Origin of the sequence: Sphingomonas sp. R1, assembly GCF_025960285.1 — a bacterium.
Classification (GTDB): Bacteria; Pseudomonadota; Alphaproteobacteria; order Sphingomonadales; family Sphingomonadaceae; genus Sphingomonas.
Map to the genome: position 1 here is coordinate 122,060 of NZ_CP110112.1, position 14,480 is coordinate 136,539.

Below are 14,480 nucleotides of genomic sequence, written 5' to 3' on the forward strand. Positions count from 1 at the left end.
GTGGCGTGCGTAGACAGGGGAACCTCATGCGGATTGTGATGACGGCCGCGGCGCTGTGCGCGCTCGCCGGCCCGGCCTGGGCCCAGGGCGTGCTGGAGACGCCTGCCGGCGGCGTTCGACTGGAACTGGTGGCCGGATGGGACCGGCCGGTGCTGCGGGTCCAGTCGGACGGCAGCGGATCGATCGGTGCGGGCGAGGTCACCGGCGGCCAGAGCGGCGTCAGCTATGGCGGCGAGGTCGGCTATGACATGGCCACCAGCAGCGCGACGTTCATCGGCGGCTATGCCGGTCTCGCCGGATCGACGGCATCCGTGTGCACCGCGCCGTCGATCCTGCTCCAGAGCTGCATCCATGCCGGCCGCAACCTCACCGTAGGCGTGCGTGCGGGTCTGATGTCCCGCGGCGTCGCCTTCTATGCCAAGGGCGGCTGGTCCAACGGGCAGATCAACGCGGAGACCAGGAGCAGCCTGCTACCCGCGCTGAACGCCAGGGGGTCGGACACACTGGACGGTTTCCATGTCGGGCTGGGGCTGCAGGCGCGGCTGCCGGGGCGGGCCTATGCCAAGCTGGAATATGTGTTCACCAACTATAACGGCTTCGAAGACGCGCTGGGCGGCTCGCGGATCAAGGCGGACTTCGACCGCCATCAGATCAGCGGCGGGCTCGGCGTTCGCTTCTAGGGGAGCGCCGCGGGACCGCTGCTCTCCCGCAGCACGAGCGTATAGGGGAGGCGGCGGCTCCGGTGGGCGGTGGTACCGTCATCGCGCCGCGCGATGCCGTCGAGCAGATCCACGGCCGCTGCGGCCATCTCGACATGTGGCTGGCGGACCGTGCTGAGCGGGGGCCAAGCCATGCGGGCAATGGCGGCGTCGTCGAACCCGGCGATCGACAGCTGCTCGGGAACGGCAATGCCCGCGCGCATCGCTGCCACCAGCACACCCAGCGCCATCTCGTCATTGGCGGCAAAGATCGCGCTCGGGCGCTGCGGCTGGGCCAGAAGGCGTTCGCCGGCTTCCAGCCCCGAGCGGAAGGTGAAGTCCCCCTGCAGCGCGCGCTCGGGCGGTACGTCCAGGCCGGCAGCGGCCATGGCGGCGCGAAAGCCTTCGAGACGCCGTGCTGCCGCATGGTGCTCGGGATTGCCCTGGATGAAGCCGATCGCGCGATGCCCGAGCGCGATCAGCGCCTCGGTCAGCTCGCGCGCGGCACCGCACTCGTCCATGTCGATAGCGGCGGTGCGGAGCGGGAAGTCGCCCGGCGAGATCCGTACCACCGGCACCTCCATCCGCGCGAACAGGTCGAGCAGCTCGGGCCAGTCGCACAGCGGCGGGGTGAGAATGGCGCCGCCCAGCCGCATCGACCGCAGTGATGCCTCGCACTCGGCCAGCCAGCCCGGCCGGTCGCGGGTCACCTGCTCGACGACGAGATGGTAGCTGAGCGACCGGCACTGGGCGAGCGCGCCCCGCTGCAGATCGGCGGCGTAGGTGGAGGCCGGATCATCGAAATACAGGCCGAGAAGGAAGGATCGCGAGCTCGACAGCTCCCGTGCAAAGGCATTGGGCCGATAGCCGAGTTCGTCCACGACGCGCTGCACCGCCTCGCGGACTTCCGGGCGGACATAGGCCTCGCCGTTGATCACGCGCGACACCGTCTTGGGCGAAACGCCCGCGCGCACGGCTACATCCTTGAGGGTCAGCGGCTTCATGGTTTCGACAGTTTAACGTTTCGCAAACGATAGCGCTATCATCAGTGCGAAAGCCGCGATCCCCAGATAGCACAGCAGCGGGAGCCCCAGCGCGGTCGCCAGCCCGAAGCGATCGGCCAGCGCACCCGTCGCCAGCGGCACCACCGCGCCCCCGACCACCGCCATGCACAGCACCATCGAGGCATAGGCAGCAGCGCCGCGATCCTCGGGCAGCGCGAGCGCGAAGATCGTCGGATACATGATGGCGTTGCACAGCCCCACCGCGAGCAGCGCTGCCGCCCCGGCGGCGCCCTGGGTCTGGGTGGCGATGGCGACGAGCAGCGCCGCGCCGGTGGCTACCCCGGCCAGCAGCCGCGCCGGGGCGATCCGCGCAAGGCCGAAGGCGCCGGCGAAGCGGCCGAGCATGGCGCCTGCCCAATACAGGCTGACCAGCCGCCCGGCGCTCGCCGGGTCGCTGGCCAGGATCGTCGGAAGCGCGAGATAATTGGCCAGCAGACTGCCGATCGTCACTTCCGCGCCGACATAGCCGAACATCGCCACGCTGCCCCAGGCCAGCCGCGGTTCGACCAGCACGCGTCCCAGTTGCCGTAGCGGCAGTCGGCGCGGGGCCGGGTAGCCGGCAAGAAGATCCCGGGCGCGCCAGAAGACGATGCACAGCGCCGCCAGCACGACGGCGCAGACGAGGAAGGGCAGGGCGAGCGGCAGGCGACCCAGTGCGCCCGCATAGAGCAGCAAGCCCGCGCCCAGCAGCGGACCGAGCACCGTGCCGATCGAATTGAACCCCTGCAGCAGCGTCAGCCGCGCCGCGCCGCCGCCTTCGGTCTCGACCAGCGGCTGCACGACGTTTGCGGCGATTTGCAGGAAGGTAATGCCCGTCGACAGCGCGAGCAGCGCAGCGAGCAACAGTGGATAGCTGCCGATCCAGGCCGCCCCGCCGAGCGCGACGCAGGCAAGCGCCATCACGGCCAGCCCCGCCGCGATCGCGCGCATATAGCCGGTGCGCACGAGCAGCATCGTGATCGGCAGCGCGAACAGCAGATAGCTGGAATGGAAGGCGAACTGGACGAACGCGGCGCGGGTATAGTCGAGTCGGTCGATCAGCGTCAGGCGCGGCACCAGCAGGCCGACCAGCGCGGTGACGAACCCGCCCATGAAGAAGATTCCGATAGAGCGGCGGAAGAGGCGCGTGACCATCTCGGCGCGGGCATGGGAGGAGGAAGCGGTGTGCACAGCCGCAGCTTAGCGGGCCAGGACGTTCGCGCAAACGCTGTCCATGACCGCGCTTGACATCGCTGTCACATTGCGTCAGACATCGATGTCAGAAACGGACTCCGTAAAAATACGGATCGCACAGGGAGAGGGGACATGCCGGGCATTGCTGCCGTTCGTCGCGCATTCGCGCCGTCTCCCTTCGTGCGCCTCGCATTCCGGAGCTTCCTTCCCTTTCCGGCCCCCTCCTCAAGGGCGGACACCCTGCGGCCGTCGCCTGCCCGATGGGCGACGGCCGCATTTTTTGCTTTCGCTGCGTTCCGCCGCCCCACGCGCCTGTTGTGCGCGGCGATGGGCGGAGCGCGGCTGCTGCCACAGGAATTGCTCTCCCGATGATCGCTGCTCGCACCTTCGCCCTTGTCCTGCTGGCGGCGACGGCCCCCGCCGCGTTGGTGGCCCAGAGCGCACCGCAGGGTGCCGCCGAGCCGTGGCGGAACCAGAAGCTGGCACCGGAAGCCCGCGCCGAAGCCCTGGTCCGCGCGATGACGCATGCGGAGAAGCTGCAGCTGATCCATGGTCTGTTCCCGCCGCGCGCGACGCCGGCACCGGTCGACATGATCCCCTCCGCCGGCTATGTCCCCGGCATCCCCCGGCTCGGCATCCCGACGCTGCGGGAAAGCGATGCCAGCCTCGGCGTCGCCAACCAGGTCGAGCAGCGCAAGGGCGATGTCGCGACCGCGCTGCCGTCGGGCCTTGCCACCGCCGCCACCTTCGACAGCGACCTTGCCCGCGCGGGCGGCGCGATGATCGGTGCGGAAGCGCGTGCCAAGACCTTCAACGTGCTCCTGGCAGGTGGCGTGAACCTTACCCGCGATGCGTGGAACGGCCGCAACTTCGAATATCTGGGCGAAGACCCGCTGCTCGCGGGCACGCTGGCCGGCGCGGCGATCGACGGCGTCCAGTCGAACCACATCGTCTCGACGATCAAGCACTTCATCCTGAACGCGCAGGAGACGGGACGCGCGGTGCTCAATGCGCGGATCGACGAGACGGCGCTGCGCGAGAGCGACCTTCTCGCCTTCGAGATCGCGATCCGTGCCGGCAAGCCGGCTTCGGTGATGTGCGCCTATAACCGGATCGAAGGCGATTATGCCTGCGAGAGCCACCGCATGCTCACCGGCGTGCTGCGCGGGGACTGGCGCTACACCGGCTGGGTGATGAGCGACTGGGGCGCGGTGCACTCGACCGTCAAGGCGGCCGCGGCCGGGCTCGACCAGGAATCGGGGCAGGAACTCGACCGCGAGATCTACTTCGCGCCCGAAAGGATCGACGCCGCGATCCGGGCCGGGCAGGTCACCGAGGCCCGTCTGGACGAGATGGTCCACCGCATCCTCACCGGCGTGATCAGCAGCGGACTGTACGATCATCCGACCCCGATGACGGCGCAGCCGATCGACTATGCCGCGCACGCCCAGGTGGCGCAGCGCGTCGCCGAGGCGGGCATGGTACTGCTGCGCAACCAGGGCGACGTGCTGCCGCTCGCCAGCACGGCGCGGAAGATCGTGCTGATCGGGGGGCATGCCGATGTCGGCGTGCTGTCTGGCGGCGGATCCAGCCAGGTGCGCTCGGTAGGCGGCGCGCCGGTCGAGATCCCGTTGACCACCGGGGCGGCGGCCTCGTTCGCCCGGGTGACCTGGCATGCCTCGTCGCCTCTCCAGGCGATCCGCGCCCGGGCACCGCAGGCGCAGGTCAGCTATGTCGATGGTCGCGATCCCGCCGCCGCCGCCGCGGCTGCCAAGGGGGCCGATATCGTGGTGGTGTTCGCCACCCAGTGGACCACCGAGGCGCAGGACGTCGATTCCCTGTCCCTGCCGGACCATCAGGATGCGCTGATCGCCGCGGTCGCCAAGGCCAATGCGAAGACGGTGGTGGTGCTGGAAACCGGCGGTCCCGTGCTGATGCCGTGGCTCGATCAGGTGCCGGCGGTACTCGAGGCCTGGTATCCCGGCCAGCGGGGCGGCGAGGCAATCGCCGCCATCCTGTTCGGCGACGTCAACCCTTCCGGTCGCCTGCCGATCAGCTTCCCGAAGAGCGCAGACCAACTGCCGCGGCCCAAGCCGGTGGTGCCCGAAGGTCTCAACGTCAACGCCGCGAGCGATGCCGGCGCCGGTGACGGCAGCACCCTGCCAAGCTGGGACGTGACGTACAGCGAAGGGGCGAATGTCGGCTATCGGTGGTACGCTGCCAAGGGCCTCCAGCCGCTGTTCCCGTTCGGCTATGGCCTCAGCTACACGCGCTTCGCCTTTACGAACACGCGCTTCTCGGGCGGCGCGACGCCGTCTGTGACCTTCACCGTACGCAACCAAGGCGCCCGCGCCGGGGCTGTGGTGCCGCAGCTGTACGTTATCGATCCGCAGGGCGGTGCGCCGCGTCTCGCCGGCTGGAAGCGCCAGTGGCTGAAGCCGGGCGAAGCCGCGCAGCTGACGTTGCGCGCTGCCCCCCACGCGCTGGCGCGCTGGACGAACGGCCGCTGGTCGATCGCCCCCGGGCGCTACCGGCTGGCGCTCGGCCAGAATTCGATCGCAACCGCTTTCCAGCAGGCGGTCGATGTACCCGCGGGAGACATTTCCAATTGAAAACAAAATGAAAGGGGTGAATATGAAGAAATCAAGGACAACGTTGTCGCCGGCATCTGCCGGTATTCAGCGGACAAATCGGGCCTGAGGGCCGGTTCAGGAGGGGAGAAACCCAATGCGTATGACTAACGCTGCGCGCCTTCGCGCGGCTTCCATGCTTGCCGTCGCCACGGCGCTCGCCGTGCCGGGCATTGCCGCGGCACAAACCGCCAGCGGCGCCACCGATTCGCCGGCCGCGCAGGACGCGCCGCAGGACGGCGGCGAGATCGTCGTCACCGGCATCCGCGCGTCGCTCGAGCGCTCGATCGCGCTCAAGCGCGATTCGACCGGTATCGTCGATGCGATCTCGGCCGAGGACATCGGCAAGTTTGCCAACACCAACCTCGCGGAATCGCTCCAGCGCATCACCGGCGTGTCGATCGATCGCGTCAACGGCGAGGGCTCGACCGTCACGGTTCGCGGCTTCGGCGCCCAGTACAACATGGTGACCCTCAACGGACGCCAGCTCGCGGCCTCGAACATCGTCGCAGTCGGCGGTGACCAGGGCGGTGACGGCGCCGGCGGCTTCGGCCGTTCGTTCGACTTCGCCAACCTTGCCTCGGAAGGCGTGAAGACGCTGGAGGTCTACAAGACCGGCCGCGCCGCGGTTCCCTCGGGCGGCATCGGCGCCACGATCAACATCGTCGGGACGCGCCCGCTCGATCGCGCCGCGGGCTTTACCGGCTCGGTCGGTGCCAAAGCGAGCTACGACACCTCGGCCGACGACTGCATCAGCTGCGGCGCGCACGTAACGCCGGAATTCTCGGGCATCGCCAGCTGGAGCGACGCGGACCAGAAGTTCGGCGTGAGCGTGTTCGGCAGCTACCAGAAGCGCAATTTCAGCTTCCCGAGCCAGGCCAACAACTACTGGAACATGCCCCGCCTGTCGGATTTCCTCGATCCGTCGAAGGGCTACATCACCGCGACGACCAAGATCAACAACAAGCCGACCGATCCCAACACGCTGGTCGCGGTACCTGATGACTATCGTCACCACTTCTCGGAGGCGAGCCGCGAGCGCATCAACGGCCAGGCCGTTCTCCAGTATCGCCCCTCGGACAGCATGACCTTCACGGTCGACGGCCTGTTCGCGCAGCTGCGGTCGTCCGAGCGCCGCTCGTCCCAGTCCAACTGGTTCTCCAAGCCGTTCGACGAAGTCACCTTCGACGATTCGAGCAACGGCATCGCCACGACCAAGTATCTCCACGAGACGCTGCCGGGCGTGAAGGACGAAGGCTTCGAAAACGCCTATCGTGCACAGAAGAATCGTTTGTGGGATATTGGCGGCAACCTGAAGTGGGAGCTGGCCGACAACTTCACCGTCAACATCGACGGCCATTTCGGCAAGGCGGAGAGCCTGCCCGACAATCCCAACGGCCAGACCTCGACCACGGTCGCCTTCAACGGCAACATCGTGACCTCGCACGGCCTGACCTGGGACAATGACGGCTTCCCGACCCAGACGCTGACGATCAACGACTGCTACAAGCAGACCACGCCGAAGGGCGTCGCCTTCACCAACGGCAACTGCAACGGCGTGTTCGACGCGGGCGACCTGTCGGCCGCGGTGCAGCGCCAGTTCGCCTCGACGCAGACGCAGAAGATCAAGGAAGGTCGCATCGACGCGGGCTGGGATCTGGGCGGCGGCAGCCGGTTCGACTTCGGCGGCGACTGGCGCAGCACCGACACGCGCCAGACCCAGTACAACACCCGCCAGGTGCTGGGTGACTGGAACAACGCGCTGCCGCCGGACGTCGCGGCCTTCGCGCCGGGCACGGTCCAGCAATACTGCCTGGTCTGCCAGTTCCATCACAACAACGCGACCGCGGACACGGTGGGCAAGGTCGCCTGGCGCGCCGAGGATCCGACCAAGCTCTACAATGCGCTGTACAACCACTATGTCGGCATCACCAACGACGGCATCAATCACCAGAACATCATCGATGCCAACAGCGACAACCGGGTGAAGGAAGACATCTGGGCCGCCTATGGCCAGCTCACCTGGAAGGGCGAACTGGGCGGCCGCAACGCCACCCTCGTCGCCGGCGTGCGCTACGAGCACACCAAGGTGAAGTCGGTCTCGTACCAGACGGTACCGCTGGCGATCGTGTGGGAAGCGGACAACGACTTCTCGGTGCTCAATTCGGCGGACCAGCAGGCGGTGAGCGGCCGCGGCAGCTACGACAACCTGCTGCCGCAGATCGACTTCCAGATCGAAGCCGCCAAGAACCTGATCGGCCGTGTCTCGTACAGCAAGACGATCTCGCGTGCGCCGTACGGCAACCTGTTCGCCTCCACGGGTGCGGGTGCGCTCAACAACCCCACCTCGCTGGGCGGCGTTGCGACCGGCAACCAGAACAATCCCGCGCTGAAGCCGCTGGATTCGGATAACTTCGACATCTCGCTCGAATGGTATCCGCGCCGCGACGTGTATCTGTCGGTCGGTTTCTTCGACAAGCGGGTGCACAACTTCATCGGCAACACGGTCGTCCAGCGCAACCTGTTCGGCCTGCGCGACCCGACCGCGGGTCCGCTGGCGACCGCTGCGCGCAACATCGTGACCGGGCTCGGCGGCGACATCAGCAACGTCAACCTGTTCACCAGCGCGGCGATCCTGCAGAAGTATAACGGCAACGTCGCCCAGGCGACGTCCGAGCTGCAGGCCAATTATGTGCCCGCGACGCGGACGTTCGGCTCGACCTATATCAGCAACACGCTCGCCGCGATCGACGTGAAGCCGACCTCGGCCGACCCGCTGCTGAACTTCGCGGTGAACACGCCGATCAACAACAAGGATGCCGAGATCTATGGCGTCGAGCTCGCCGGCCAGTATTTCCTCGGCAATACCGGCTTCGGTATCGCCGCGAGCTACACGCTGGTGCGCGGCAATATCGGCTTCGACATCACCGCCGATCCGACGGCCAACCAGTTCGCGCTGGTCGGCCTGAGCGACACTGCAAACGCAACGCTGATCTATGACAAGCACGGCATCTCGGCGCGCCTTTCGTACAACTGGCGCGGCAAGTTCCTGAGCGACGTCAACCGCGGCGCGGCGCACAACCCGGTGTTCAACGATCCCTATGGCCAGGTCGATGTCAGCATCAACTATGACCTGACCAAGAACATCGCGCTCAGCTTCGAGGGCATCAACATCCTCGAGGAAGGCGTTCGCAGCTACAGCCGCGATTACATCAACACCTGGTACGAGTCCGAAGGCTCGGCCCGCTATCTGGTCGGTGCGCGCTTCCGCTTCTGAAGCCCGCCTGTCTCATGGGGAAAGGCCGCTCGCCTCGGGCGGCCTTTCTCGTTTAAGGTCCCGAACATGTCCCGCGCCGTGCTCAACAATATCGACCATGCCGATCTTCGGATCCGGCTCGACCGTGGCGCCACGTTCGGCGATGCGGTCAACCAGATGACCGTCTTCCCGACGGAGTTCGAGGCACTCAGCCGCGACTATGTACTGATCTTCCGCCGCGACGATGCCGGCACCCTGCGCTCCACCGTGCTGCTGGGCCTTGATGCCGACGAGAATCTCTATCTCGAGGGCGATCGCTGGACCGTCGATCAGCTGCCCGCGCTGATGGAGATCGGCCCCTTTTCGATCGGCCTGCCGCGCCCTGGCGAGGCTGGCGAGCCAATGATCCATATCGACACCGACCATCCCCGCGTCTCGACCACGGAGGGTGCGCCGCTGTTCCTCGAGCAGGGCGGCAACGCGCCCTATCTCGATCGCGTCGCGGCCACGCTGCAGGCCGTCTATGTCGGCGACCAGCTGTCGGCGCCGATGTTCGCTGCGTTCGAGGCCGCCGGGCTGCTGGAGCCGGTGACGTTCGATATCGAACTGACCTCCGGCCGGCGCTACAAGGTGCCCGATTGCTGGGTGATCGACGGCAGCCGCTTCGCCGCCCTCGGCGGCGACGCGCTGGCCGCGCTGCACGCGCAGGACTTCCTGCGCTGCGCGGTATGGCAACTGTCCTCGCTGGGCAATCTGCCGCGACTGATCGCGCGCAAGGAACGCCGCGAGGGCTGACGCCACAACAACGAGAATTCCTGGGGGAGGACGCGATGGGCGAGCAGAAGTTTAGGGTGGTGATCGCCGGCGGCGGCACGGCCGGCTGGGTGGCGGCAGCCGCGCTGGTGCGGCACCTCGGGGCGAGCGTCGACATCACGCTTGTCGAATCCGATGCGATCGGCACGGTGGGCGTGGGCGAATCGACCATCCCCACCGCCTGGACCTTCCACAGGCTGCTCGGCATCAACGAGCAGGTCTTCCTCCGCGAGACCAACGCCACCTTCAAGCTGGGCATCTCTTTCGAGAACTGGCAGCGCGACGGCGACCGCTACTTCCATCCCTTCGGATCGATCGGGCGCGCGCTGCCCCTGTGCGACTTCCAGCATTTCTGGCTGGAGGCCCATGCGCGGGGGCTGGGCGGCGCACTGGGCGACTATTCGCTGGAGACGCAGGCGGCGCTGTCGCAGAAGTTCGCCACCGGCGATCCGATGCCGCTGGCCTATGCCTATCACCTCGACGCGACGGCCTATGCCGCTTTCCTGCGCGGGCTCGCCGAACCGGCGGGCGTGCGCCGCGTCGAGGGGCGCATCACCGAAGTCGCGCAGGCCGAGACCGGCGACATCGCTGCTCTGGTGCTGGAAGGCGGGCTGCGCATCGAGGGCGATCTGTTCATCGACTGCACGGGCTTTCGCGCGCTGCTGATCGAGGACACGCTCAAGACCGGCTTCGAGGACTGGAGCCATTGGCTGCCCACCAATCGCGCCTTTGCCGTCCAGTCCGAGACCACCGAGGCGCCGGTGCCCTATACCCGCGCGATCGCACATGGTGCGGGCTGGCGCTGGCGGATTCCATTGCAGCATCGGATGGGCAACGGGTTCGTCTTTGCCAGCGACTATCTGTCGGATGACGACGCGCGCGCACAGCTTCTGGCGGCAGTGCCAGGGCGGGCGCTGTTCGACCCTCGCCTGATCCGCTTCACCACCGGCATGCGCAAGCAGGCATGGAACCGCAACTGCCTTGCGTTGGGGCTGGCCAGCGGGTTCATCGAACCGCTCGAATCCACCAGCATCCATCTGGTGATGATCGCGGTGACGCGTCTGCTGCAGAATTTCCCAAACCGCGTGGACATGGCGACCTTCGCGAGGCGGTTCAACGCCCAGTCGCGGGCGGAATCCGAGCATATCCGCGACTTCATCATCCTCCACTACAAGCTCAACGATCGGCCCGAGCCCTTCTGGCGCGATCACGCCGCGCGCGCGGTGCCGGACAGCCTCGCCGCGCGCATCGCGCTGTTCGAGGAAGGGGCGGCGGCCTATCAGGAGGGAACGGACCTTTTCCGGGTCGACAGCTGGAACGCCGTGATGCTGGGGCAGGGCGTGCGCCCGCGCGCGCATCACCCGATGCCCGCGCAGATCCCTAGCGACGATCTCGAACGGGCCCTGGCAGACCTGCGCGCGGGCATCGCCGCCCAGCTGGCGACGCTGCCGAACCACGCCGCGTTCATCGCGCGTTATGCCGCCGCCAAGGTGCCGGCGGCCGCCTGATCCGCCCGGCAAAAATTTCCTACCGTGCTTTGAACCTTCCGCCGCACCCCCGCCACTGATGGGGTGCGGCAGGTCGTTGCGCGGGCTATCCCCCTGTTTCCGGGCACATGCCTGCCGTGCGTGCCCGGCCCGGTGCGCCCCTGCACCGGGCCGGGCCAATACGGGAGAACCAAAGCATGCGTACCCTTCTGAGCGCCGCGGCGCTCGTCAGCCTCGCCTGTGCCGCACCTGCGCTGGCACAGACGCAGAGCGTCTCCGATGCCACCGGCGATTTCCTCTCCGGCTATACCGGCCCGCAGCTCGCCGACCTGGATGTCACCAGCTTCTCGGTCAGCTATGACGCGACCGCCAAGCTGTTCACCCTCGGCACCACCTTCGCCGGTGCGATCACGCCGGGCACGGCCGGGTTCTACGTGTACGGCGTGAACACGGGCGCCGGTGCGATCCGGCCCTTTGCGAGCCTTGGCCAGGGCAACGTGATCTTCGATCAGGCGATCGTGGTGCAGAAGAACGGCACCGGCTCGGTCGGCGGCACGGCACTCGATCCCAGCTGGGTGGCGATCGCCGGCAACATCCTCACCGTGAAGGTGCCGCTGTCGCTCCTGCCGAGCACCGGGTTCAAGCCCGGCCAGTATGGCTTCAACCTGTGGCCGCGCGCGGGTGCGGGCAATGCGGCGATCAGCGATTTCGCACCCGAGAACGCAACGCTTTCGGCCAGCGCCGCCGTGCCGGAGCCCGCGACCTGGGGCATGCTGATGGTGGGGGCCGGGCTCGCCGGGGGCACGCTGCGCTATCGCCGCCGCCGCGCCCGCCCCGCGCTGGCAGTGGGCTGACCCTGCGCGAGGTGTCGGCCGGGGTGCAGGTGCAGCTCGGCCGGCACATTTTTTCGCGTCCGTTGAACCTCCCGGCCGCTGCGCGCCACTAAGGTGCCAACGAAGGGACGCGCGTGACGCAGATCGACCAGCAGGGCCGGCGGGTGCCGATGTCTGCCGATGATGAGGAGATGGGCCTCGTCGTCGCCGTCCGCGCGCGGGATCTGCGCGCGTTCGAGCAGCTCTATCGGCGCTACCAGCCTCGCCTCGCGCGCTTCGTCAGCACGCTGGTGCGCCGTCCGCCGCTGGTGGAAGAGGTGGTCAACGACACGCTGATGGTGCTGTGGCAGAAGGCAGGCGACTTCACCGGCGCGAGCCGGCTGTCGACCTGGCTGTTCGCCATCGCCTATCGCAAGGCGGTGCGCGCCAGAAGCCGCGACGAGCTGCCCGTCGACGATAGGACGATCGCCGATTTTCCCGGCGAGGATCGACCCGATGCCGCGCTGTCGCAGGACCGAACTCATCATGCGCTGCGTCGCGCGATGTCGGCACTGTCGGCGGAGCATCGCGCGGTGGTGGACCTCACCTATTTTCACGAGATCGGCTATCGCGAGATCGCCGAGATACTGGGGTGCCCGGTGGACACGGTGAAGACCCGCATGTTCCACGCGCGGCGCCATCTGCGCCGGGCGTTGGCCGGCGACCTGGCGGACTGGATGTGACGATGGGCGACCTTCACCATTTGCGCGGCGACCCGCACGAAGCGACGCAGCACCTGCTGCCATGGTATGTCACCGGCGCCATCGCGCCGGGCGACCGGCTGCTCGTCGAGACGCACCTGCCGCACTGCGAGGACTGCCGTGCCGAGCTGGCGGCGGAGCGTCGCCTGCATGCCGCCATCGCCGATCTGCCCGCCGCCGCGCCCGGTGGCTGGGAACGGCTTGCGGCGGATTTGGGCGCGCCGGCGCCACCACAGCGCCTGCCCCGCCGCTTTGCGGTGCGCGCGGGCTGGATACTCGGCGCGCAGGCGGCGTTGCTGCTGCTCGGCGTCGGCGTGGTCCTCCACTATCGCCAGCCAAGTGCGCCGCGGGGCGATGCCTATCACGCACTGGGTTCGAGCGCGGCCCGTCCGACCGGCAACATGCTTGTGATGTTCGCGCCCGAAACGCACGCGGAATCGCTGCGGCGTGCGATCGCTGCCTCCAATGCCCGCCTGGTCGACGGACCGACCGCGGCGGGCGCCTATCTTCTCGCCATTGCGCCCGACCGGCGGGACGCGGCACTAGCCCGGCTGCGCGCGGATCCGGCCGTGGTGATGGCCGAGCCGGTCGACGCCGCACCGTGAAGACCCTGATCGCCCTGCTGCTCCTGCTCGTGACGATGCTTGCCACGCCAGCGTCGGCAGAAGCGGCGGACGGTGGGCAAATCCTGGTGATGCTGCGCCTCGCGCCGCCGCATTTCCGCGCCGGCAGCGGCTATGGCGGCGGCTATGGCGAGGATGGATCGGCGGCAGGCCGGCGGCGCATCGCGGCTGCAGTGGCCAAGCGGAACGGGCTGCGGCTGACCGGCAACTGGCCGATGCCGATGATCGGGATCGATTGCTTCATCATGGCGGTGCCGCCGGGCCGCACCGCCGAAGCGGTCGCGGCGGAGGTGTCGCGCGACTCCGCAGTCGAATGGTCCGAGCCGATCGCCACCTTCCGCACACAGGGGCAGGCACGGCCCAATGATCCGCTGTATCCGGCGCAGCCGACCACCCGGGCTTGGCACCTCTCGGCGCTTCATCGAATGGCCACCGGGCGCGGCGCGCGGGTGGCGGTGATCGACAGCAAGGTGGATGCCGCGCATCCCGATCTCGCCGGGCAGGTGGACGTCGCGCGCGACTTTGTCGGCACGGGGACCGCCCCCGCAGAGAGCCACGGCACCGGCATCGCCGGGGTCATCGCCGCGCGGGCGAACAACGGCATCGGGATCGTCGGCATCGCGCCCGCCGCGACGCTGCTGGCGCTGCGCGCCTGCCGGCAGGAAGCCGGTTCCACTACCTGCGACAGCCTCAGCCTCGCCCGCGCGGTCAGCTTCGCCGTCGAGCAACGCGCGGACGTGATCAATCTCAGTCTCAGCGGCCCGCCGAGCCGATTGCTGGAGACATTGCTGCGGCTCGGAATCGATCGTGGCGCCACGGTGGTCGCCGCTGTCGATCCGAAGCTGGCAGGCGGCGGCTTCCCCGCCTCGATGGCCGGCGTCGTTGCGGTGGCCGACGCGCCGGCGGGTGCCGCCTATGTCGCGCCCGGCCGCGATATTCCCACCACCCAGCCGGGCGGGCGCTGGTATCTGGCGAACGGTTCGTCCTACGCTGCCGCCGAAGTCAGCGGCTTGCTGGCGCTGCGCCGCGAGCGCGATGCCCGGCCGGGCAGACACGCCATGCCGGTATCGATCCGGCCGGGCGGCGGGGAGATCGACGCCTGTGCAACTGTGGTGGGGAAGGGGACATGTCCGGGCGAAGGGGGAGGCCCCTAGCATCCGCGC

General features: G+C 68.2%; 11 protein-coding genes. 9 read left to right on the plus strand and 2 right to left on the minus strand.

The genetic code is table 11. The features are described 5' to 3' along the window. Positions 1 to 26: 26 nt before the first annotated feature. Positions 27 to 680 carry a porin family protein gene (locus tag OIM94_RS18925; RefSeq protein ID WP_264610148.1) on the plus strand — a complete coding sequence of 218 codons (654 nt, stop codon included), beginning with the start codon at positions 27 to 29 and terminating at the stop codon, positions 678 to 680. Here OIM94_RS18925 and OIM94_RS18930 read toward each other — a convergent pair. Continuing rightward, the gene (locus OIM94_RS18930; RefSeq protein WP_264610149.1) at positions 677 to 1,702 is read right to left on the minus strand and encodes a LacI family DNA-binding transcriptional regulator; all 1,026 of its coding nucleotides are present in this window, start codon (positions 1,700 to 1,702) and stop codon (positions 677 to 679) included. The genes OIM94_RS18925 and OIM94_RS18930 overlap by 4 nt on opposite strands. A gap of 12 nt (positions 1,703 to 1,714) precedes the next feature. After that, complete coding sequence (locus OIM94_RS18935) at positions 1,715 to 2,932, minus strand: MFS transporter (RefSeq protein ID WP_264610150.1); 1,218 nt, start codon at positions 2,930 to 2,932, stop codon at positions 1,715 to 1,717. Between the two features lie 371 nt (positions 2,933 to 3,303). Between OIM94_RS18935 and OIM94_RS18940 the strand changes: the two genes are divergently transcribed. From OIM94_RS18940 to OIM94_RS18975, 8 genes are all read left to right on the plus strand, one after another. Then, complete coding sequence (locus tag OIM94_RS18940) at positions 3,304 to 5,547, plus strand: beta-glucosidase (protein WP_264610151.1); 2,244 nt, start codon at positions 3,304 to 3,306, stop codon at positions 5,545 to 5,547. A gap of 154 nt (positions 5,548 to 5,701) precedes the next feature. Next, positions 5,702 to 8,842 carry a TonB-dependent receptor gene (locus OIM94_RS18945; RefSeq protein ID WP_264610152.1) on the plus strand — a complete coding sequence of 1,047 codons (3,141 nt, stop codon included), beginning with the start codon at positions 5,702 to 5,704 and terminating at the stop codon, positions 8,840 to 8,842. Between the two features lie 66 nt (positions 8,843 to 8,908). Beyond that, positions 8,909 to 9,616, plus strand: a complete 708-nt coding sequence (locus OIM94_RS18950) for a SapC family protein (RefSeq protein ID WP_264609967.1) — start codon at positions 8,909 to 8,911, stop codon at positions 9,614 to 9,616. A 35-nt stretch (positions 9,617 to 9,651) separates the two neighbouring features. Further along, the gene (locus OIM94_RS18955; RefSeq protein WP_264609968.1) at positions 9,652 to 11,142 is read left to right on the plus strand and encodes a tryptophan halogenase family protein; all 1,491 of its coding nucleotides are present in this window, start codon (positions 9,652 to 9,654) and stop codon (positions 11,140 to 11,142) included. 176 nt (positions 11,143 to 11,318) lie between these two features. Beyond that, on the plus strand, positions 11,319 to 11,975 hold the full coding sequence (locus OIM94_RS18960; protein ID WP_264609969.1) for a PEP-CTERM sorting domain-containing protein: 657 nt from the start codon (positions 11,319 to 11,321) through the stop codon (positions 11,973 to 11,975). 113 nt (positions 11,976 to 12,088) lie between these two features. Beyond that, positions 12,089 to 12,676 (plus strand): RNA polymerase sigma factor, encoded by a 588-nt coding sequence (locus OIM94_RS18965; protein WP_264609970.1) that lies wholly within the window; start codon positions 12,089 to 12,091, stop codon positions 12,674 to 12,676. 2 nt (positions 12,677 to 12,678) lie between these two features. After that, positions 12,679 to 13,299 (plus strand): zf-HC2 domain-containing protein, encoded by a 621-nt coding sequence (locus OIM94_RS18970; protein ID WP_264609971.1) that lies wholly within the window; start codon positions 12,679 to 12,681, stop codon positions 13,297 to 13,299. Further along, entirely contained in the window at positions 13,296 to 14,471 is a 1,176-nt protein-coding gene (locus tag OIM94_RS18975; protein WP_264609972.1) for a S8 family peptidase, read from the plus strand. Before OIM94_RS18970 ends, OIM94_RS18975 begins: the two co-directional genes overlap by 4 nt. Positions 14,472 to 14,480: the final 9 nt, after the last annotated feature.